At 62.5% G+C, this 20,052-nt stretch carries 18 protein-coding genes and 1 pseudogene; 7 read left to right on the top strand and 12 right to left on the bottom strand.

Annotation, left to right across the window (positions count from 1 at the left end; all coding sequences use genetic code 11):
• Positions 1-114: 114 nt before the first annotated feature.
• Genes BLX42_RS21000 through ttgA form a run of 3 tightly spaced genes read right to left on the bottom strand, consistent with a single transcriptional unit; the run spans position 115 to position 5,876 of the window.
• A complete protein-coding gene (locus BLX42_RS21000) occupies positions 115-1,569 on the bottom strand; it encodes an AdeC/AdeK/OprM family multidrug efflux complex outer membrane factor (protein ID WP_161872536.1) in 1,455 nt (484 codons plus the stop codon).
• The gene (gene ttgB / locus BLX42_RS20995) at positions 1,566-4,718 is read right to left on the bottom strand and encodes a multidrug efflux RND transporter permease subunit TtgB (protein WP_046784918.1); all 3,153 of its coding nucleotides are present in this window, start codon (positions 4,716-4,718) and stop codon (positions 1,566-1,568) included. Before ttgB ends, BLX42_RS21000 begins: the two co-directional genes overlap by 4 nt.
• 3 nt (positions 4,719-4,721) lie before the next feature.
• Positions 4,722-5,876, bottom strand: coding sequence for a toluene efflux RND transporter periplasmic adaptor subunit TtgA (gene ttgA, locus BLX42_RS20990; protein ID WP_046784919.1), 1,155 nt, complete (start codon positions 5,874-5,876; stop codon positions 4,722-4,724).
• A 255-nt stretch (positions 5,877-6,131) separates the two neighbouring features.
• On the opposite strand from ttgA, the gene ttgR reads away from it, so the two are divergent.
• Positions 6,132-6,764 (top strand): efflux transport transcriptional regulator TtgR, encoded by a 633-nt coding sequence (ttgR, locus tag BLX42_RS20985; protein WP_046784920.1) that lies wholly within the window; start codon positions 6,132-6,134, stop codon positions 6,762-6,764.
• Positions 6,765-6,835: 71 nt separating this feature from the next.
• Here the strand turns inward: ttgR and BLX42_RS20980 are convergent, their stop codons facing one another.
• Positions 6,836-8,287, bottom strand: a complete 1,452-nt coding sequence (locus BLX42_RS20980) for an MDR family MFS transporter (protein ID WP_161872535.1) — start codon at positions 8,285-8,287, stop codon at positions 6,836-6,838.
• A gap of 383 nt (positions 8,288-8,670) precedes the next feature.
• On the opposite strand from BLX42_RS20980, the gene BLX42_RS20975 reads away from it, so the two are divergent.
• A complete protein-coding gene (locus BLX42_RS20975) occupies positions 8,671-9,540 on the top strand; it encodes an oxaloacetate decarboxylase (protein WP_046784922.1) in 870 nt (289 codons plus the stop codon).
• A gap of 20 nt (positions 9,541-9,560) precedes the next feature.
• On the opposite strand, the gene BLX42_RS26600 is transcribed toward BLX42_RS20975, so the two are convergent.
• Together BLX42_RS26600 and BLX42_RS20970 are read right to left on the bottom strand one after the other, a co-directional pair.
• Positions 9,561-9,701, bottom strand: a complete 141-nt coding sequence (locus BLX42_RS26600; protein ID WP_168216568.1) for a hypothetical protein — start codon at positions 9,699-9,701, stop codon at positions 9,561-9,563.
• 126 nt (positions 9,702-9,827) lie between these two features.
• Positions 9,828-10,736 carry a LysR family transcriptional regulator gene (locus tag BLX42_RS20970; protein WP_115273676.1) on the bottom strand — a complete coding sequence of 303 codons (909 nt, stop codon included), beginning with the start codon at positions 10,734-10,736 and terminating at the stop codon, positions 9,828-9,830.
• 104 nt (positions 10,737-10,840) lie between these two features.
• Here BLX42_RS20970 and BLX42_RS20965 point away from each other — a divergent pair, with 104 nt between their 5' ends.
• Together BLX42_RS20965 and BLX42_RS20960 are read left to right on the top strand one after the other, a co-directional pair.
• Complete coding sequence (locus BLX42_RS20965; protein WP_161872534.1) at positions 10,841-11,716, top strand: MBL fold metallo-hydrolase; 876 nt, start codon at positions 10,841-10,843, stop codon at positions 11,714-11,716.
• Between the two features lie 27 nt (positions 11,717-11,743).
• Positions 11,744-12,358, top strand: coding sequence for an NAD(P)-dependent oxidoreductase (locus tag BLX42_RS20960; protein ID WP_161872533.1), 615 nt, complete (start codon positions 11,744-11,746; stop codon positions 12,356-12,358).
• Here BLX42_RS20960 and BLX42_RS20955 read toward each other — a convergent pair.
• A complete protein-coding gene (locus BLX42_RS20955) occupies positions 12,352-13,230 on the bottom strand; it encodes a LysR substrate-binding domain-containing protein (protein WP_161872532.1) in 879 nt (292 codons plus the stop codon). The genes BLX42_RS20960 and BLX42_RS20955 overlap by 7 nt on opposite strands.
• Positions 13,231-13,343: 113 nt before the next feature.
• Between BLX42_RS20955 and BLX42_RS20950 the strand changes: the two genes are divergently transcribed.
• Entirely contained in the window at positions 13,344-14,981 is a 1,638-nt protein-coding gene (locus BLX42_RS20950) for a 5-guanidino-2-oxopentanoate decarboxylase (RefSeq protein WP_161872531.1), read from the top strand.
• 12 nt (positions 14,982-14,993) lie between these two features.
• Here BLX42_RS20950 and BLX42_RS20945 read toward each other — a convergent pair whose 3' ends face one another.
• Positions 14,994-15,914, bottom strand: coding sequence for an AraC family transcriptional regulator (locus tag BLX42_RS20945; RefSeq protein WP_039604874.1), 921 nt, complete (start codon positions 15,912-15,914; stop codon positions 14,994-14,996).
• Positions 15,915-16,116: 202 nt separating this feature from the next.
• On the opposite strand from BLX42_RS20945, the gene BLX42_RS20940 reads away from it, so the two are divergent.
• The gene (locus BLX42_RS20940; RefSeq protein ID WP_161872530.1) at positions 16,117-16,410 is read left to right on the top strand and encodes a putative quinol monooxygenase; all 294 of its coding nucleotides are present in this window, start codon (positions 16,117-16,119) and stop codon (positions 16,408-16,410) included.
• 56 nt (positions 16,411-16,466) lie between these two features.
• Positions 16,467-16,700 (top strand): hypothetical protein, encoded by a 234-nt coding sequence (locus tag BLX42_RS20935; RefSeq protein WP_115275480.1) that lies wholly within the window; start codon positions 16,467-16,469, stop codon positions 16,698-16,700.
• Here BLX42_RS20935 and BLX42_RS20930 read toward each other — a convergent pair whose 3' ends face one another.
• The 4 genes and pseudogenes from BLX42_RS20930 to BLX42_RS20915 all read right to left on the bottom strand — a co-directional run.
• Entirely contained in the window at positions 16,701-17,306 is a 606-nt protein-coding gene (locus BLX42_RS20930; protein ID WP_161872529.1) for a flavin reductase family protein, read from the bottom strand.
• A 116-nt stretch (positions 17,307-17,422) separates the two neighbouring features.
• Positions 17,423-17,749 carry a hypothetical protein gene (locus BLX42_RS20925; RefSeq protein ID WP_161872528.1) on the bottom strand — a complete coding sequence of 109 codons (327 nt, stop codon included), beginning with the start codon at positions 17,747-17,749 and terminating at the stop codon, positions 17,423-17,425.
• A gap of 388 nt (positions 17,750-18,137) precedes the next feature.
• The gene (locus BLX42_RS20920; RefSeq protein WP_046784965.1) at positions 18,138-19,457 is read right to left on the bottom strand and encodes an MFS transporter; all 1,320 of its coding nucleotides are present in this window, start codon (positions 19,455-19,457) and stop codon (positions 18,138-18,140) included.
• A 277-nt stretch (positions 19,458-19,734) separates the two neighbouring features.
• A pseudogene (locus BLX42_RS20915) lies at positions 19,735-20,052 on the bottom strand (sigma-54-dependent Fis family transcriptional regulator); the annotation flags it as partial.

Here is a 20,052-nt window from a genome sequence, read left to right as displayed (position 1 = left end):
GAAGCGGGCGATAATCGAACGGAATGTTCCAGTTGGTTAATTGTTTGTCAGGTAGTGTCGTGCGCAACAAAAAACCCACCGCAAGGGGTGGGTTTTTTGTTTTTACCTGAATAGTCAGCTCTTCGGTGTTGCCGCCGATGCCTGCTGATTGGCCTGCCCGGTCTGCTCGTACCAGCCACCGCCGAGCGCTTTGTACAGGTTGACCTCGCTGGTCAGCTGCGACAGGCGATCGGTGATCAGTGACTGCTGTGCACTGAACAGGTTGCGCTGGGCATCGAGGAAGGTCAGGTTGCTGTCGATACCGATGCGGTAACGGCGTTCGGCCAGGCGGTAGTAATCCTGGTTCGCCTGCACCAGGTCACGTTGCGCCTGCAACTGCTCTTCGAAGGTCTTGCGTGCCGCCAGGCCATCTGAGACTTCCTGGAAGGCGGTCTGGATGGTTTTTTCGTACTTGGCGACGTTGATGTCTTTCTGAATCTTCGAGTAGTCCAGGCTCGCTTTCAGACTGCCGGCGTTGAAGATCGGCAGGTTGATCTGCGGCTGGAACAGCCAGGTCCCCGAACCACCCTTGAACAGCCCGTCCATGTCCGGGCTCAGGGTGCCGGCGTTGGCGGTCAAGCTGATGCTCGGGAAGAACGCTGCTCGTGCTGCGCCAATGTTGGCGTTGGCGGCCTTGAGCAGGTGTTCGGCCTCCTGGATGTCAGGGCGGCGCTGGAGGATGTCCGACGGCAGGCCAGCCGGCACTTCCGCCAGCTGGTCGGCATCGAGCTCCAGCGGCTTGGGCAGGTTGGCCGGGATGCCGGTACCCACCAGCACGGCCAGGATGTTGAGGTCCTGGGCGACAAGGCGCTGATACTGCGAATACTTGACCCGTGCCCCTTCCACGGCGGTGCGCGCCTGGCTGAGGTCGAGCGCCGAAGCCACACCGACTTCGTTGCTGCGGCGGGTCAGGTTGTAGCTTTCCTCGTAGGTCTTGAGCGTCTCTTCGGTCAGCTTGAACAGTGCCTGGTCGGCCTGCCAGGTGTAGTAGGCGTTGGCCACGCTGGCCACCAGGGCGATCTGCGTGGAGCGACGCGCCTGTTCACTGGACAGGTAGGTTTCCAAGGCCTGCTCGGTCAGGCTGCGTACGCGGCCGAACAGGTCCAGCTCGTAGGCGCTGACGCCTAGCGTGGCCGAGTACTGGCTGGTGATGTTGGCTTCGCCGGTTGTCGACAGGTCCGCCGGGACGCGCTGGCGGCTGCCGCTGCCAGTGGCCGAAACCGCCGGGAACAGGTCGGCGCGCTGGATGCGGTACTGCGCGCGGTAAGCGTCAAGGTTCAGTGCCGCCACGCGCAGGTCGCGGTTGTTCACCAGCGAAGTCTGGATCAACTGCTGCAGTGCCGGGTCGTGGAAGAACTGGCGCCAGCCCTGTTCGGCGGCGGCCACGTCGGCCGACTCGGTCGGCGAGTACGCAGGGCCTTGCGGCCACTGCGCTGCCACCGGTGCTTCCGGCGTCTGGTAATCAGGGATCAGCGAGCAGCCGCCGAGAATGAAAGCGGTTACCGCCAGGGACAACAAAGACTTGGTCATTGCCCAGCCTCATAACGTGGAGTTTCAGGGGTGGCGTCCTGTTCCGGCTTTTTGCTGCCGAACAGCGACGACACTGCGACGAAGAACAGCGGTACCCAGAAGATGGCCAGCACGGTCGCACTGATCATGCCGCCGATTACCCCGGTACCGATGGCATGCTGGCTGCCCGCGCCAGCGCCGCTGGAAATGGTCAACGGTACCACGCCGAGGATGAATGCCAGCGAGGTCATGATGATCGGGCGCAGACGCATGCGGCATGCCTCGATCGCTGCGTCATACAGGCTCTTGCCTTGTTCGTGCAGTTCCTTGGCGAATTCCACGATCAGGATCGCGTTCTTCGCCGCCAGGCCGATGGTGGTCAACAGGCCTACCAGGAAGTACACGTCATTGGACAGGCCGCGCAGGCTGGTGGCGATCAGCGCACCGATGATGCCCAGTGGAACGACCAGCACGACGGCGATCGGGATCGACCAGCTTTCATACAGTGCTGCCAGGCACAGGAACACGAACAGGACCGAGAGGGCGAACAGTGCCGGCATCTGCGAGCCGGAGAGCTTTTCCTCGTAGGACATGCCGGTCCAGGAGTAGCCGATGCCGTCCGGCAGTTCGCCAGCGATCCGCTCCACCTCAGCCATGGCTTCACCGGTACTGTAGCCTGGGGCCGGTGCACCGAGAATCTCCATTGCCTCGACGCCGTTGTAGCGCGACAGCTTGGGCGAACCGTAGGTCCATTCACCTGTGGCGAAGGAGGAGAACGGCACCATCTCGCCTGCACCGTTGCGCACGTACCACTTCTGCAGGTCTTCCGGGCTCATCCGGGCGTTCGGTTCGCCCTGGATGTACACCTTCTTGACCCGGCCGCGGTCGATGAAGTCGTTGACGTAGCTGGCACCCAAGGCAATCGACAGGGTGTTGTTGATGTCGGAGATGGTCACGCCCAGGGCGCTGGCACGCTCGTCATCGATGGTCAGCTGGTACTGCGGCTCATCGTTCAGGCCGTTCGGACGCACGGCGCTGAGCACCTTGCTCTGGGCAGCCTTGGCCAGGAACTGGTTGCGCGCTTCCATGAGTTTCGCATGGCCGACGCCACCACGATCCTGCAGGAATACGTCGAAGCCGGTGGCGTTACCCAACTCCAGTACCGCAGGCGGAGCAAAGGCGAACACCATCGCATCACGGAAGCTGAAGAAGTGCTGCTGGGCACGCTCAGCCAGGCCGAACACGCTGTTCTCCTTGGAGCGTTCGTCCCACGGCTTGAGCATGATGAACGCCATGCCCGAGCTTTGCCCGCGACCGGCGAAGTTGAAGCCGTTGACGGTGAACACCGACGACACGGTATCGGCTTCGTCCTCGAGCAGGTACTCACGCATCTGGTCAATCACCACCTGGGTGCGCTCGGCACTGGAACCGGCCGGTGTCTGCACCTGGGCGAACAGTACGCCCTGGTCTTCCTCGGGCAGGAACGCGGTAGGGATGCGGGCGAACAGCCAGATCATGCCGACGACGATCAAGGCGTAGCCCAGCAGGAACGGCACCTTGTTGCGCAGGATGGTACCCACGCTGCGCTCGTAGCCGTTCACGCTGCGGTCGAAGTTGCGGTTGAACCAGCCGAAGAAGCCACCTTTGGCCACATGGTGCTCGCCCTTTTTAAGCGGCTTGAGCATGGTGGCGCACAGCGCCGGGGTGAAGATCAGTGCCACCAGCACCGACAGGCCCATGGCCGAGACGATGGTGATGGAGAATTGCCGGTAGATCACACCCGTGGAGCCGCCGAAGAAGGCCATCGGCAGCAGCACTGCCGACAGCACCAGGGCGATACCCACCAGCGCGCCCTGGATCTGCTCCATCGACCGCTTGGTCGCCTCTTTGGGCGGCAAGCCTTCCTCGGACATGACCCGTTCGACGTTCTCCACCACGACGATGGCGTCGTCCACCAGCAAGCCGATGGCCAGGACCATGGCGAACATGGTCAGGGTGTTGATGCTGAAGCCCGCGGCGGCAAGGATGCCGAAGGTGCCCAGCAATACCACCGGTACGGTCATGGTGGTAATGATGGTGGCGCGGAAGTTCTGCAGGAACAGGTACATCACCAGGAATACCAGGACCACGGCTTCGATCAGGGTGTGTATGACCCCGCTGATCGATTCGGTGACCACCGGCGTGGTGTCATACGGGAACACCGCCTTGACCCCTGGCGGGAAGAACGGCTCCAGGTCGCTGATGGTCTTGCGCAGGGCCGTGGCGGTATCCAGGGCGTTGGCGCCGGTCGCCAGCTTGACCGCAAGGCCCGAGGCCGGCTTGCCGTTGAACTGGGCGCTGATGGCGTAGTTTTCGCCGCCCAGGCCGACCTGGGCAACATCGCGCAAGCGAACCTGCGAGCCATCGCTGTTGACCTTGAGCAGGATATTTTCGAACTGCTCGGCGGTCTGCAGGCGAGTCTTGCCGATGATGGTGGCGTTCAGCTGGGTGCCGGGTATGGCAGGCAGGCCGCCGAGCTGGCCGGACGACACCTGCACGTTCTGCGCGGCGACCGCGGTCTTGACGTCGACCGGAGTCAGCTGGAACTTGTTCAGCTTGGCCGGATCGAGCCAGATACGCATGGCGTACTGTGCACCGAACACCTGGAAGTCACCGACACCTGCCGTGCGCGAAATCGAGTCCTGCATGTTGGAAACGATGTAGTTGGCAAGGTCATCCTTGGTCATGCTGCCGTCTTCGGACACCAGGCCGATCACCATCAGGAAGTTCTTCACTGCCTTGGTGACGCGGATACCTTGCTGCTGCACTTCCTGCGGCAGCAGTGGGGTGGCCAGGTTCAGCTTGTTCTGTACCTGAACCTGCGCGGTATCAGGGTTGGTGCCCTGCTCGAAGGTGGCGGTGATGGTCATGCTGCCGTCGGAGTTGCTCTCCGAGGACACATAACGCAGGTTGTCGATACCGTTGAGCTGCTGCTCGATCACCTGCACCACGGTGTCCTGCACGGTTTGCGCCGAGGCGCCCGGGTAGGTCACGGAGATGGCGATGGCCGGCGGCGCGATGCTTGGGTACTGGTTGATCGGCAGCTTCAGGATCGACAAAGCGCCGACCAGCATGATCACCAAGGCGATCACCCAGGCGAAGATCGGGCGATCGATAAAGAACTTCGACATGGTTTACTCCGCTTTGGCGTCTGCTTTGGCCGCGCTGGCCTGATCAGGGCTGCCCGGTTTCTTGACGTTGGTGGCATCGCTGACCTTGACCTCGACACCCGGGCGCACGTACTGCAGGCCCTCGGTGATCAGGCGGTCGCCCGGGTTCAGGCCTTCTTCGATCAGCCAGTCGCTGCCCAGGGTGCGGCTGGCCTTGAGCTGGCGCAGTTCGACCTTGTTCTCCTGGTTGACTACCAGCGCGGTCGGTGCACCCTTCAGGTCACGGGTCACGCCTTGCTGCGGGGCCAGGATGGCATTGCTGTTGACCCCGGCCTTGAGCCGCGCGTGCACGAACATGCCGGGCAGCAGGGTGTGATCAGGGTTGGGGAAGATGGCGCGCAAGGTCACCGAACCTGTGGTCTCGTCGACCGCCACTTCGGAGAACTCCAGGCGACCTTCCTGCTTGAACAGGCTGCCGTCTTCCAGCACCAGCTGGACGGACGCGGCGTTGTCGCCGGACTTCTGCAGCTGGCCGCTTTCCAGGTCACGGCGCAGCTTGAGCAGCTCGGCGGTGGACTGGGTGACATCGACGTAGATCGGGTCGAGTTGCTGGATGGTGGCCATGGCATTGGTCTGGCCATTGCTCACCAGCGCACCTTCAGTGAACGACGAGCGACCGATACGACCGCTGATCGGCGCCAGTACCTTGGTATAGCGCAGATCGATCTGGGCACTTTTGAGCGCTGCCTCGGCCTGCAATCGTTTGGCATTGGCGTCGTCGTATTCCTGCTTGGACACCGCCTGTTCGTCTATCAGCTGCTTGTAGCGCTCGGCCAGCGAGCGGGTAGCCTGGAGGTTGGCCTGGGCGTTGGCCAGGGTGGCCTCGTATACGGCAGGGTCGATCTGGTACAGCTGCTGACCGGCCTTGACGTCGCTGCCTTCCTTGAACAGGCGCTTGAGAATGATGCCATTGACCTGAGGGCGCACTTCGGCAATGCGATAGGCGCTGGTGCGCCCCGGCAGCTCGGTGGTCAAGGTGAAGGCCTGGGGCTGGATTGTCACGACGCCGACCAGAGGAGCCTGTGCTGCGGGCGCGGCTTCTTCTTTGTTACAGCCACTTAGCAGAGTTGCCAGGGCGACGGCGGAAACCAGAGCGGTAACGGCTGGCTTGAATTGCATGAGGATCCTCGGGTCGCTAGAGCAGGGAGACGCTCAAGAGTAATGGAAGAGTCTTGTCAGAAAAAATGCTATCAGGTGGATAAATAGCTTACTAACGAATATACTTACATTCATGGTTGTTTGTAAATACCGTTGGGTAGTACTTGGCTACTATCCGGTCCCTTGATTAGCCCATCCGGAGGCACCCTTCAGAGGTGACCCCGGCGGATTCCCCGCAAGCAACGTGCCTGCGGGCCCAGATGAGGTTGTACTGCCATGGTCCGTCGAACCAAAGAAGAAGCCCAGGAAACCCGAACCCAGATCATCGAGGCGGCGGAAAAGGCTTTCTACAAGCGTGGGGTTGCGCGAACCACCCTGGCTGACATCGCCGAACTGGCGGGCGTGACCCGCGGTGCTATCTACTGGCATTTCAACAATAAGGCGGAGTTGGTGCAGGCGCTGCTCGACAGCCTGCACGAAACCCATGACCACTTGGCGCGTGCCAGTGAAAGCGAGGACGAACTGGACCCACTCGGCTGCATGCGCAAGCTGCTGCTGCAAGTGTTCAACGGGCTGGTGCTCGATGCCCGGACCCGGCGTATCAATGAGATCTTGCATCACAAGTGCGAGTTCACCGATGACATGTGTGAAATTCGCCAGCAGCGCCAAAGTGCGGTGCTGGATTGCCATGAGGGCATTACCCTGGCGTTGGCCAATGCCGTGCGCCGTGAACAGTTGCCGGCCGGGCTGGATGTAGAACGGGCAGCCGTGGCCCTGTTTGCCTATGTCGATGGCCTGATCGGGCGCTGGTTGCTACTGCCAGACAGCGTCGATCTGCTGCGCGATGCCGAAAAATGGGTGGACACCGGGCTGGATATGCTGCGCTGGAGCCCTGCCTTGCGCAATTGACACTTTGTTAAGGATTGTGAGGGAGTGTTTTCCCTGAGCATTAAGGGATGATTAAAACCTAAGGTGCTCCCCTAGCGCCCACGCAACTGCCGGTCCGGCAATGCCACTGCCGCCACCAGCCCCAGCAGCGCCACCGTGGCGCTGCCCAGCAACAGGTGCCTGAAGGTTTCCAGCAATCGTGCCTGGGTTGCAGGATCCGCTTCCCCAGCCTGCAGGCTCCCCAGCAACGGATTACCCGCCAATTCGACCCCCCCCTGATGCAGCAGTGCCAGCAGTACGCTGGACATGCAGGCCACGCCCATGGCGCCGCCAAGTGAGCGGAACAGATTGGTCGTGCTGGTGGCCACGCCGATGTCCTTGCTATCCACAGCGCTCTGGGTGCCTACCAGCGATGTCGGGAACTGCAGCCCACAGGCGATGCCTGTGAACAACATGAAAAGCGCACTGAGTACGCCCGACTGCGGTGGGGTGATGGCCATGGCGAAGATCGCCACCGGCATCAGCAACGCACCGGCGAGGATCTGCGGCTTGTAGCGGCCAGTGAAGCTGGTCATGCGCCCGCCGGTGAATGCACCGATGGGCAGGCCGATGGCCAAGGGCAGCAGGTGCAGCGCGGCGCTGTCGGCCCCGGCCCCGGTGATGCCCTGGTAGCGCAGGGGCATCAGCATGGTCAGAGAGATCGATTGGAAACTGGCGAAGAAAATCACCGCCCAGCACAGCACGGCCACCCGGTTGCCGAACAGCCCCAGTGGCAGCAACGGTTCCTGGCAACGACGTTCATGCCCGATGAACAAGGCTGTGCCAAGCCCGGCACAGGCGAACAGGGCCATCACGGCAGGCGCAGTCCAGGCGTGGCCCTGGCCGACCAGGGTAATGCCCAGCAGCAGGCTGCCCAGGCCAATGATCAACAACACCGCCCCCACATAGTCCACCTGGGCCTGACGGCGTTGCACGGGCATGCCCTCCAGGGCGCGGTGGATGGCCCACAGGGCGGCCAGGCCCAAGGGCAGGTTGATCCAGAACACCCAGCGCCACGACAGGTATTCGGTCAGCCAGCCACCCAGTACCGGCCCGGCCACGCTGGCTGCGGCATACATGCTGCTGAAATAGCCCTGGTAGCGGCCACGCTCCCGGGGTGGTACGAAGTCGCCAATGATCGCCTGGCTCACCGAAACCATGCCGCCCGCACCGATACCCTGCAGCACCCGCGCCAGCACCAGCTGCTGCATGTCCTGGGCCAGGGCGCAGGCGATGGAGGCCAGGGTGAACAGGCTGATGCCGGTAAGGATCATGCGGCGGCGCCCATACAGGTCCCCCAGCTTGCCGTAGATCGGCACTGCCACGGTCATCGCCACCATGTAGCCCGATATCACCCAGGCCAGCAGCCCGACGTCATTGAACCGGGCGGAGATGGCAGGCAGTGAAACGGCGACGATGGTCTGGTCGAGGGCGCCAAGGAAGATGGCCAGCATCAACGCGGTGAGGACGCTGCGCAGGGCGGTCGGGGGCAGTGCGGCGGTCACGGAGGGGCACCTTGTTTGAAAGACAGCAGTGGCTTTGCTGGCCCACGAGGGGGCTGGCACCAAGACCGCAATTGTAACCTGACTTAGGTAGCTACCTATGTACTATCAGCATCGCCCATGCAAGATCGGCATTGGCGCATTCATCCAGTGCTGCATGGCTGCGTGATATCGTGCATGGACCGCAGAGCCTTGAATCCGCGGGTCGCACCAGCTTGGTGCAGCATGATGTCGCAGGATTCCAGTGCCGCTGTATCCCACACCTTTTATTCCTCTGCCTGCATGTCGAGCATGAGCGCCCCGATGGCGACGGTTGGAACAGGTCAGGTAGACCCGATTCAGGGGTCGGTAGCAACCGTTCAATTTCACGTATAAGCGGAGTGATCATGCCCAAGGCTTCCCATCAAGATCTGCGTTTTGCCTTCCGCGAGCTGCTCGCTTCAGGTTCCTGCTATCACACGGCCTCCGTGTTCGACCCGATGTCGGCGCGTATTGCCGCTGACCTGGGCTTCGAAGTCGGCATTCTCGGCGGGTCGGTCGCCTCGCTGCAGGTGCTGGCCGCACCAGACTTCGCCCTTATCACACTGAGTGAGTTCGTCGAGCAGGCTACCCGCATCGGCCGTGTGGCCCAGCTGCCGGTGCTCGCCGATGCCGACCACGGTTATGGCAATGCGCTGAACGTCATGCGCACGGTCATCGAACTGGAACGCGCCGGTGTGGCTGCGCTCACTATCGAAGACACGCTGCTGCCGGCCCAGTTCGGGCGCAAGTCCACCGACCTGATCCCGGTCGAAGAGGGCGTTGGCAAGATCCGTGCGGCGCTGGAGGCCCGGGTCGACTCGTCGCTCTCGATCATCGCCCGCACTAACGCCGGCGTGCTCAGCACCGAAGAAATCATCGTGCGCACCCAGAGCTACCAGAAGGCCGGTGCCGATGCTATCTGCATGGTGGGTGTCAAAGACTTCGAGCAACTGGAGCAGATCGCCGAGCACCTCAGCGTGCCGCTGATGCTGGTGACCTATGCCAACCCGAACCTGCGCGACGATGAGCGCCTGGCACGCCTTGGCGTACGGATCGTGGTCGATGGCCATGCCGCCTACTTTGCCGCGATCAAGGCCACTTATGACTGCCTGCGCCTGCAGCGCGGCCAGCAGAACAAGTCGGAAAACCTCACGGCCACCGAGCTGTCGCACACCTACACCCAGCCTGAGGACTATATCCGCTGGGCCAAGGAATACATGAGCGTCGACGAGTGACCGGCATTGCGCCGTTCGGCTCAGCGGACGGCGCTCAAGGTGGCGGTGTGCGGCACGCAGTGCGCCTGCTCGCAACTGGCTGCCGCGTTGGGCTGGCTGCGTAGCAGCTCGGCGCGCCAGCAGGCGGAGCCGTAAAGGCCGACGGCTGCAGTCATTGCCATGACAAGGGCGACTCTTCTTGATTTGATGCCCATGGTGCTCACCTCCTGTTGCAAAAACAGGTGATACCTCAAGCATAGGTCAATCACAGGTGGACGCTTGACGCAACAGCCCGGTTGCGCGGCAGTTCACAACAAATCTTTATCCCACTCCGGTTCGTCCCTGAACCGCTGCGCCAGAAAATCCAGCATGCTGCGCAAGGTCGCCGGCATATGCTTGCGTGATGTGTACACCGCATTCAGGTTCAGCTCCTGCGGGCGTGCATCAGGCAGCAGGCGCACCAGTTCGCCTGTACGCAGGGCCGCAGCAGCCTGGTAAGTCGGCAGCATGGCGACCCCCGCACCGGCCAGTGCCGCCTTCTGCAGGGTCATGGCCTCGTTGGCACTGATATTACCTTCGACCGGGACAGTGATCGGCTGGCCGCCCACTTCGAAATGCCAGACGCTGTGGCCGAAGTAGGCATGAGTAAGGCAATTGTGCTGGCTCAGCTCCTCAACCCGTTGCGGGGTGCCATGCTCATGCAAGTAGGCGGGTGCCGCGCAGACGACTGAGCGGCATACAGTGAGGCGCCGGGCGATGAGGTTCGGGTCCAGGTCGTTGCTGGTGCGGATGGCCAGGTCGATGCGCTCGTCCACCAGGTTGACCGTGCGATCAAGCATCTGCAGCTCGACTCTCACCCCAGGGTAGCGGCGCACATACGCGGCTACCGCATCCACCAGTTGTGCCTGGCCGAATGAGGTACTGACGCTGATGCGCAGGGCGCCACGGGGCGCATCCGCCGGTTGCTGCACGGCGGCCTGCAGGTCGCCGGCCAGTTCCAGCAGATGCCGGCAGCGGGGCAGGGTCTCCAGGCCAGCGGCGGTCAGGCTCAATTTGCGCGTGGTGCGCTGCATCAAGCGCGCGCCAACCCAGTCCTCCAGCTCGGCGAGGTAGCGCGAGACCACTGGGCGGGACAACTGCAGTTGATCGGCCGCCGCCGACTGGCTGCCCAGGTCGACGACGGTGACAAAAACGCGCATCGCGTTCAAACGGTCCATGATTTGCCCGATTTCAGAAACAAACTATGTTCGAGCATCGCATTTTTTGTCATGGATCGGGCAACTAAGCTGTTGATCATTCTTCTCGCGGACGGTCACAGAGCATGTCGATATTCACTCCCTTGCGCAGCCTGGTGCTGGCATGTGTCGCCCTGGCTGGCCAGGCCCAGGCTGCCGAGCCGTTGCAACTGGACATTTACAACCCAGGCCATGTGGCCATCTTCCCGGTCAGCTCGGTAATCGTCAGTGGCGAAAAGGACGCCATCCTGGTCGACGCCCAGTTCGGCAAGGCCCAGGCCGAACAGCTGGTGCAACGCCTGCGTGCTGGCGGCAAACACCTGACGACCATCTACATCAGCCATGGCGACCCGGACTACTACTTCGGCCTCGACACCCTGACCCAGGCCTTCCCTGAGGCCAGCGTGGTTGCTTCGGCCGACACCGTTGCCCATATCCGCCAGACCATGGATGCCAAGCTGGCTTACTGGGGCCCGCAGATGGGCTCCGACAAACCGGCGCGGCTGGTGGTGCCACAGGTGCTCGATGGCAATCGCCTGATGCTGGAGGGGCAGCCGCTCGAAGTCATGGGGCTGGATGGCCCGCAACCTGAGCGCAGTTTTGTCTGGATTCCGTCGATCAAGGCGGTGGTGGGTGGGGTGGTGGTCTCCGAAAACATCCATGTGTGGATGGCCGATACCCAGTCAGCCAAGTCGCATGCGGATTGGCTTGGCACGCTCAAGCATATCGAGCAGTTGGCACCGCGTACTGTCGTGGCCGGCCACTACTTGGGGCAGAGCGATCATTCGCTCGATGCCGTGCATTTCACGGCGAGCTACATCCAGGCGTTCGATGTTGAAGCGGCCAAGGCCAAAGACGCCGATGGGCTGATCGGCGCAATGAAGAAGCGTTACCCGGGCCTGGCCGACGAGAGCTCGCTGGAGCTCGGTGCCAAGGTCGCCAAGGGCGAGATGAAGTGGTAATTCCATTCAACTGAAGGAGTGTTCCTCATGAGCAAGATCGCAATCATCGGTGCTACTGGCCGCGCTGGCAGCCAACTGCTGGAAGAGGCGTTGCGCCGCGGGCACAGTGTGCTCGCCATTGCCCGCGACCCTTCGACACTGCAGGGGCGCGCGGGCGTGACCGTGCAGGCGCTCGACGTCAAGGACAGCGCGGCGCTGCACAAGGCGCTGGCGGGTGTGGAGGCGGTGCTGAGCGCTGCGCATTTTTCGACCATTGAGCCGCATGCGATCATCGAGCCGGTCAAGCGTGCGGGCGTCAAACGCCTGTTGGTGGTCGGGGGCGCCGGCAGCCTGCTGTTGCCTTCCGGGCATCGGGTCATCGACAGCCCGGACTTTCCCGAGGCTTACAAGGCCGAGGCCAGCGCCGGTGTACGCTTTCTTGAGGTGCTGCGCCAGGAACAGAACCTGGACTGGACCTTCCTGTCGCCGTCGGCTGAGTTCGTCGAAGGGGAGCGGACAGGGCATTACACCTTGGGCAAGGACCACCTGCTGATCGGCGCCGATGGCAAGAGCTGGATTACCTTTGGCGACTACGCCATTGCCATGCTCGATGAACTGGAGAAACCGGCGCATTCGCGGCAGCGGTTTACCGTCGGTTACTGAGCCTCGGCACGGCCCTCCAGCCAGTCCATCAGCTCGGCCAGCCCTGCTGGCAAGCTTTTGGACTGGCAGGCCAGGTAATAGGCTTTGCCGGTGGTCACCTTCAACCCGAAGGGCATGCACAAACGCCCGCCGCGCAGGTCATCGCCAATCAATGCCCAATCGCCAATGGCAATTCCAGTGCCCTGGGATGCCATGGCCATGGCCATGTCCAGCGTCTCGAAGTGCTGCTTCGGCCCGTGCAGGTCGAGTGACGCACCGGCCGCTTGCAGCCACAGGCGCCAGTCATGCTCATCCCGCGATGGGTGCAGCAGCATATGGCGCGCCAGGTCCTCGACCTGCTTCAGTGGCAAAGGCCCAGCCAGTAACGATGGCGCGCAGACGGGCGTGAGTTGCTCATCGAACAGCTTGCGCACCCGCAGCCGATGATTGGGCAAGCTGCCATAGACCACCGCCGCATCGAACCCTTCGCGCCGAAAATCCACGCCATGTTGCACCGTGGTGGTCAGCTCTACCGGCACATCCGGGCGCAGTGCCTGCCATTCCATCAGGCGCGGCAACAGCCAGCGCATCACGCAGGTCGGCGCCTTGAGCTGCAAGGTCGCGCTGCGCCCGCCCACCTCGCGCACACCCTGTTCGATCAAGGCGAACACCTGTTGCACGCGCGGCAGCCAGTCCTGGCCTTCACGCGTCAGGCTCAGGCCGCGGGCCTGGCGTTGGAACAGGGCATACCCCAGGTGCTCTTCGAGCCCGGCGATCTGCCGGCTGACGGCGCCCTGGGTGATATGCAACTGCTGTGCGGCACGGGTGAAGTTGCAGTGCTGAGCGGTGATCAGGAAGGTGTGCAGAGCGGAAAGCGGTGGAAGGCGTTTCATCGCGCAAGCCATGATTACAGAACATGGCTAGTATGTGTTTTTTTGCCTTGTGGCGATAGCTGTGCGTTGGGTCCAATGAGCGCAGATTCCAACAAGATCCAAGGTGAAACGCGATGGCTACCTGCGGCGAAGTACTGGTCAAACTCCTCGAAGGCTATGGCGTAGACCATGTCTTCGGCATCCCCGGCGTACATACCGTGGAGCTCTACCGAGGGCTGGCGGGCTCGTCCATCCGCCATATCACACCGCGCCATGAGCAAGGCGCCGGGTTCATGGCTGACGGCTATGCGCGTACGCGTGGCAAGCCGGGTGTATGTTTCATCATCACCGGTCCTGGGATGACCAACATCACCACCGCGATGGGCCAGGCCTACGCCGATTCGATCCCGATGCTGGTGATTTCTAGCGTGCAATCGCGCAGCCAGCTGGGTGGTGGCCGTGGCAAGCTGCACGAGCTGCCCAACCAAAGCGCCCTGGTGGCTGGGGTGGCCGCCTTCTCGCAAACCTTGATGAGCGCTGATGACTTGCCACAGGTACTGGCGCGCGCGTTTGCCGTGTTCGATGGCGCCCGGCCGCGTCCGGTGCATATCGAGATTCCGCTGGACGTGCTGGTCGAGCCTGCTGACCACCTGCTGCCGGGGCGCCCTGTACGCAGTAGCCGCGCGGGCGCCGCGCCGCAGGCTGTGGCACTGATGGCCGAACGCCTGGCCAAGGCGCGCAAGCCTTTGATCCTGGCAGGCGGCGGTGCTTTGGCTGCTGGCCCTGCGCTTGCGCGCATGGCCGAGTACCTGCAGGCCCCTGTGGCTCTGACCATCAATGCAAAGGGCCTGCTGCCCTCTGACCATCCGTTGCAGATCGGTTCGACCCAGTCGCTGGTCGCCACCCGCGCGCTGGTGGCTGAGGCTGATGTAGTGCTGGCGATTGGTACCGAACTGGCTGAAACCGACTACGACGTGACGTTCAAGGGCGGCTTTGAAATCCCCGGCGCACTGCTGCGCATCGACATCGATCCGGACCAGACCGTGCGCAATTACCTGCCGGAGCTGGCGCTGGTCGCCGATGCCGAGCTGGCAGCACAGGCATTGCTCGTTGCCTTGCACGACCTGCCACAGCCTGCCCGCGATGGCTCGTGGGGGGCGGCACGCGCGCAGCGCCTGCGCACGTCACTGAACGCTACCTGGGACCAGCCAACCCTGAGCCAGACCCGCCTGCTGACCAGCATTCTGGAACGCTTGCCCAACGCCATCCTGGTGGGCGATTCGACTCAGCCTGTGTACACCGGCAACCTGACCCTGGATATGGATCAGCCACGCCGCTGGTTCAATGCCTCGACCGGTTACGGCACCTTGGGTTATGCACTGCCGGCGGCGATGGGGGCGTGGCTGGGCAGCGCCGAGCAACCGGCCACGCGTGCCCCGGCAGTGTGCCTGATCGGGGACGGTGGGCTGCAGTTCACCCTGCCGGAGCTGGCCAGTGCGGTGGAGGCGCAGGTGCCGTTGATCGTGCTGCTGTGGAATAACCAGGGCTATGAAGAGATCAAGAAATACATGGTCAATCGTGCCATCGAGCCGGTAGGGGTTGATATCCATACCCCGGATTTCATCGGCGTGGCACGTGCGTTGGGGGCTGAAGCGGAACAGGTTGGCGATGTGCAGCAGTTGCAGGTGGCCCTGGGGCGGGCGGTGGAGCGTAAGGGGCCGACGTTGATCCAGGTCGATCAGAACCAGTGGCAGGCGGTGGTAGAAGGCTGACTGTGCACTCTATTACCCGGCACTGGCCCGCAAGCGCGCCACATCCCGGATCGGCGGCGCGCCATATAGCCGGCTGTACTCGCGGCTGAACTGTGATGGGCTTTCATAACCCACCCGATAACCCGCCACCGCTGCCTCGAGGCCATCGTTGAGCATCAGCCGGCGGGCCTCCTGCAGGCGCAACTGCTTCTGGTACTGCAAGGGGCTCATGGAGGTCACGGCTTTGAACCTGTGGTGCAAGGTTGACGTGCTGAGGTTGACCTCCCGAGCCAGGTCCTCGATGCGCAGCGGTTGCTGGTAATTCTGATTGAGCCAGGTGATGGCTTGGCACACCCGGTGCGTCTGGCTGTTGGCCAGGGCAATTTCATACAGGCGGTAACCCTGAGGGCCGCGCAACAGGCGATAGAGGATTTCCCGCCGGATCAGCGGCGCCAGCATGGCAATGTCCCGCGGGGCGTCCAGCAGGCGAATCAGGCGCAGCAGTGCGTCGAGCAGTTGCGGATCTGTCCTTTCCACATAGAGGCCGCGACCTGAGGGCAGATTGGGCACCAGCATCGGCCCGCTTTCGGCAATCAACTGGCTGATCTCGGCCGGGTCAAGGTCCAGACGCAGGCCCAGGCTGGGGTTTTCCGGGCTGGCATCGAGCTTGGCACCGCTGAGCGGCAGGGTCACCGACACCACCATGTAATGCAGCGGGTCGTAGGCATACTGCTCGTCGCCCAGAAACAGGCTTTTGCTGCCTTGGGCGAGGACGCACAGGGCAGGCTGGGCCAGGGTTGGCACCGAGCGCACGTTCTCGGTGTAGCGCACCAGGTACAGATCATCGATGGCCGACGCGGGGCCGTGGGCTTCGCCGGCATGGCGCCCGATCAGCTCGGCCAGTTCCTGGCGCTGCACTTCCAGGGTCGGATCAATGGACGGGGCGGTGGTCATGATGGCTTTCCTCTGCTGACCGACGCAGCATAGGTTTGGGCAATGGCGGGCGCTAGTCCAAAGCTGCACGTCGATTGCCTGATCCTGCCGTGCGGCAGGATCAGGCAATCGACGTGCAGTAATGGCCTAACGCGCCGCGCGAGCGCGCCACTAACCTTGGCAGCCTGGTTTTCCCGTCCGTCTGCTCCAAGGAGATCGTGCAATGGCCCTTCTAAAACCGGTCACCCATTTGGCTTTCATCCGTGCCAGCAGCGGTCGTTCGGCGGAGCTCGGCGCGCGTCTGCGGGACCTGCTTGAGCCTTCGCTGAGCGCGCCTGGCTGCCTGAGCTTTACCGTACAGCGTTCGCAGGCCGATGCCGATCTTTGGCTGCTCAGTGGGAGCTGGCGTGACCAGCAGGCGATGACAGGTTATTTCGAGTCGCCGACCTTGCAGGTGTTTGGCGAACTGGTGCAGGCCCAGGTGGTCAGCAGCCTGGATCTGCATACCTTCGGTTGAATGCCATGCCGCGCGGGGTAGAATGCCGCCCCTCGATCAACGACGCGGATTGCAACATGGCACGTAAAGAATTCCCGCATTTCGAAGCGGTTTCGGCGATGGTCCCGGTGGAAGGCGGCGGCTACAACGCCGCTATCGCGGTCAAGGCGCTGGGCATGGGCGGTGCGCCGCGCTTTCACAAGGTGCTCGATGGCCAGGTGTTCAAGAGCGCCATGGCGGCCGACGAGGCCGCCTGCGCCGAACTCGAACGCCTCAAGGGCGTTGGTGAAGAAGGCGAGCTGGTCTGGTGATCAGCCCTGCGGCCTTCTCATCTTGAACAGGTTGCCCAGCTCGAAGTAGTCCGCCGGGCCACCGCCTCGCAAGATCGGCTCGGCGGCCGCGGTATCGTAGATACCGTCCTTGAGCAGGTGCTCAGCGATGTGCACCGCCACCACCTCGCCGAGGATCAGCCAGCTCGGCACATGTTCCTGGTCGGCCCGCTTGAGCTGGACGATCTGGCTCACCTTGCATTCGAAAGCTACCGGGGTTTCGCCCACGCGGGGCACCTTCACCAGGCTCGACGGGGCTGCCGTCAACCCGCTCAAGTCGAACTCGTTCACCTCTGCCGGTACGGCTGCGCAGCTCTGGTTCATGGCTTCGGCCAGCGGGCGGGTGGCCAGGTTCCAGACGAACTCACCGGTCTGCTCGATATTGTTCAGGCTGTCTTTGCGCCCGACGCTGCAGAAACCGATGATCGGTGGGATGTAGTTGAAGGCGTTGAAGAAACTGTAGGGCGCGAGGTTCAAGCGGCCTTCGCGGTCCTGGGATGAGATCCAGCCGATCGGGCGTGGGCCTACGATGGCATTGAACGGGTCGTGGGGCAGGCCGTGGCCTTTGGCGGGTTCGTAGTAGTACATCTGTCGGGCCTGTGGCCCTACCTCCAGAGGGGACGAGGCGCCTAGTGTGCCAAGCTTGTGCCCGCCTGGAAATGATCAAGCCCGACCGAGGCCGGGCTGGTTGCACGCATCAGGGATCAGCTGATGCGGTGGGCGTTGGTGCGGTCGAAGCCGTCTTCGGCGAAGCGTTGTGCGCCAGTGCGGTCGAAACCGTCTTCGGCGAAGCGTTGTGCGCCAGTGCGGTCGAAGCCGTCTTCGGCGAAGCGTTGTGCGCCAGTGCGATCGAAGCCGTCTTCGGCGAAGCGTTGTGCACCGGTGCGGTCGAAACCGTCTTCAGCGTAAGTGGCCGCTTGGCTCTGGGCCGCTGCGAAGCTGTGGGCGTTGGTGCGCTCGAAGCCATCTTCGGCGAAGGCGCCAGTGGCGAAAACCGAGAGGGCCAGGGTGAGGATCAGTTTGTTTTTCATGGTCGTTGCTCCGTTGGGTTCAAGAGGTTGTTTGTTTCTATGGGTCCAATGCTACGCCGATTAATTTGATTAAAAAGCGCAAAAATTGGCGTTAAATAATCGAATTATCAGATCATTTTGGGCGCACCGATTGTCACTTCGCACTGGGTACGGCCCGGCAACGCCAGGGATGCGTTGCGGAGTGCAATTGGGCTCTCCAGCCTACGCAGGATGCAGCAGCGGTATTAATTCGGGGTTAAGGCGGGGATTCGGTGGGCTGTCGGGTGAGTGTCAAGGGCGCCAGAACACTCAAACCATGCAACCAGCGACATCACAAAGGCTTTGCGAGCAACCAAAAAAAGGGGCGCCCAGTTACTGGGGCGCCCCTTTTCAAACCGCAGGGTCACTGTCAGTCAGTCGTAATCCGCGAATGCTGCTTGGTGTCCTTCATGGTCGCGTACACCAACAGCGAACAAGCGATGCACGCCGTGACGTACCAGTAGAAACCGCTCTCCATCCCGGCGCTCTTGAACCACAGGGCTACGTATTCTGCGGTGCCGCCGAAGATCGAGACGGTCAGGGCGTAAGGCAGGCCAACACCCAGGGCGCGGATCTCGGTCGGGAACAGTTCGGCTTTGACCACGGCATTGATCGAGGTGTAACCGCTGACGATGATCAACGCAGCCATGATCAGGAAGAACGCGCCCCACCAGGACTCAATGGTGTGCAGGGTGCTGAGGATCGGTACGGTGAACAGGGTGCCCAGTACGCCGAAGGCAATCAGGATCGGGCGACGGCCGATCTTGTCCGAGAGGCCGCCGATGATCGGCTGCAGGCACATGAACAGGAACAGTGTGGCCGCCGAGATGGTGGTCGAGTCACTGATGCTCATGCCAACGGTGTTGACCAGGTATTTCTGCATGTAGGTGGTGTAGGTGTAGAAGGCCAAAGTACCGCCCATGGTCAGGCCGACCACGGTCATCAGTTCCTTGGGGTGGCGCATCAGGGTGCGCATCAGGCTTTCCTTGGCCTTTTCCTTCTTGGTGAACGAGGCGGTTTCTTCCATGCCGCGGCGCAGGTACAGCGCGACCACCGCGCAGAGCGCGCCAATCACGAACGGTACGCGCCAGCCCCAGGCATACAGTTGCTCGGTGGTCAGCGTCTGCTGCAGAACGATCAGCACCGCCAGGGCGATGAGCTGACCGGAGATCAGGGTCACGTACTGGAAGCTGGAGAAGAAACCACGGCGCTCCTTGCTGGCCATTTCGCTGAGGTAGGTGGCCGAGGTGCCGTATTCACCCCCTACCGACAGGCCTTGCAGCAGGCGGGCGATGACCAGCAGGACCGGGGCGGCGACGCCGATGGTTTCGTAACCCGGGGTCAGGGCGATGACCAGAGAGCCGGCGCACATGAGCAGAACCGAGGCCATCAGCGCGGCCTTGCGCCCCTTGCGGTCGGCGTACAGGCCCATCAGCCAGCCACCGATCGGGCGCATGAGGAAGCCCACGGCGAAAATCGCGGCGGTGTTGAGCAGTTGTGCGGTGGAATCGCCGGCCGGGAAGAAGGCCTTGGCGAAATACAGCGAGAATGCGGCGTAGACGTACCAGTCGTACCATTCGACCATGTTGCCGATGGAACCGCTGAAAATCGACTTGAGGCGGCTGGCGGTGGTTCTTTCTGCGGCGGGCGCGACGGCTGCCCCGGTTGGCAGGGAGGTGGCGTTATCCATCAGGGATACCTTCTCGTTGTTTTTGTGGAGCGCGCCGAAGCGCAGCTTGCCAGCGAGATTGCAGAAGGTGTGCCAAACGGGTGCGTGGTGATTCATTTGAGGGCGCGTGGCGCCGTTCACGGAGCTGCAGCTTGCATGGAAGCCGCGCTGCCGCTGGCCGGCCGCGGTTTGCATCGGCCTGCGCCTGCACGTGATGAACTGCAGGGCAGGCCTAGGAAAAAGAATGGAAGTAAGCGGATTTTTGCTTATTGAGATTAACCAATAGGCGGATTTCCGCTCATTCCCGCACGACGAAATCCTCGCGTACCAGCCCATGGCGCTGCATTTTTTCGTTGAGGGTGCGCCTGGGCAGTTGCAAGTCTTGCATCACGCCCTTGATCTCACCCTTGTGCAAGCGCAACGCCACACGCAGACATTGCGCCTCGAACGCCTCCATCTGCTCTACCAGGGATTGGCCTGCAGGCAAGCTGTCAAGGCTCGGCGAACCCAAGCCCAGCGCGTGGCGTTCGGCGGCATTGGCCAGTTCCCGCACGTTGCCCGGCCAGTCATGTGACAGCAGCTGCGCCAGTTGCGTACCCGACAACGGCGGGGCTGA

Origin of the sequence: Pseudomonas sp. SG-MS2, assembly GCF_009933855.1 — a bacterium.
GTDB classification, from domain to species: Bacteria; Pseudomonadota; Gammaproteobacteria; order Pseudomonadales; family Pseudomonadaceae; genus Aquipseudomonas; species Aquipseudomonas putida_E.
Note: the sequence above shows the minus strand (reverse complement) of the source record. Positions and strands in the feature narration are given on the sequence as shown.

Bases quoted from the DNA above. Each gene is read 5' to 3' on its own strand.
- BLX42_RS21000 (WP_161872536.1), bottom strand. From the start codon at position 1,569: ATGACCAAGTCTTTGTTGTCCCTGGCGGTAACCGCTTTCATTCTCGGC.
- ttgB (WP_046784918.1), bottom strand. From the start codon at position 4,718: ATGTCGAAGTTCTTTATCGATCGCCCGATCTTCGCCTGGGTGATCGCC.
- ttgA (WP_046784919.1), bottom strand. From the start codon at position 5,876: ATGCAATTCAAGCCAGCCGTTACCGCTCTGGTTTCCGCCGTCGCCCTG.
- ttgR (WP_046784920.1), top strand. From the start codon at position 6,132: ATGGTCCGTCGAACCAAAGAAGAAGCCCAGGAAACCCGAACCCAGATC.
- BLX42_RS20975 (WP_046784922.1), top strand. From the start codon at position 8,671: ATGCCCAAGGCTTCCCATCAAGATCTGCGTTTTGCCTTCCGCGAGCTG.
- BLX42_RS26600 (WP_168216568.1), bottom strand. From the start codon at position 9,701: ATGGCAATGACTGCAGCCGTCGGCCTTTACGGCTCCGCCTGCTGGCGC.
- BLX42_RS20970 (WP_115273676.1), bottom strand. From the start codon at position 10,736: ATGGACCGTTTGAACGCGATGCGCGTTTTTGTCACCGTCGTCGACCTG.
- BLX42_RS20965 (WP_161872534.1), top strand. From the start codon at position 10,841: ATGTCGATATTCACTCCCTTGCGCAGCCTGGTGCTGGCATGTGTCGCC.
- BLX42_RS20960 (WP_161872533.1), top strand. From the start codon at position 11,744: ATGAGCAAGATCGCAATCATCGGTGCTACTGGCCGCGCTGGCAGCCAA.
- BLX42_RS20955 (WP_161872532.1), bottom strand. From the start codon at position 13,230: ATGAAACGCCTTCCACCGCTTTCCGCTCTGCACACCTTCCTGATCACC.
- BLX42_RS20950 (WP_161872531.1), top strand. From the start codon at position 13,344: ATGGCTACCTGCGGCGAAGTACTGGTCAAACTCCTCGAAGGCTATGGC.
- BLX42_RS20945 (WP_039604874.1), bottom strand. From the start codon at position 15,914: ATGACCACCGCCCCGTCCATTGATCCGACCCTGGAAGTGCAGCGCCAG.
- BLX42_RS20940 (WP_161872530.1), top strand. From the start codon at position 16,117: ATGGCCCTTCTAAAACCGGTCACCCATTTGGCTTTCATCCGTGCCAGC.
- BLX42_RS20935 (WP_115275480.1), top strand. From the start codon at position 16,467: ATGGCACGTAAAGAATTCCCGCATTTCGAAGCGGTTTCGGCGATGGTC.
- BLX42_RS20930 (WP_161872529.1), bottom strand. From the start codon at position 17,306: ATGTACTACTACGAACCCGCCAAAGGCCACGGCCTGCCCCACGACCCG.
- BLX42_RS20925 (WP_161872528.1), bottom strand. From the start codon at position 17,749: ATGAAAAACAAACTGATCCTCACCCTGGCCCTCTCGGTTTTCGCCACT.
- BLX42_RS20920 (WP_046784965.1), bottom strand. From the start codon at position 19,457: ATGGATAACGCCACCTCCCTGCCAACCGGGGCAGCCGTCGCGCCCGCC.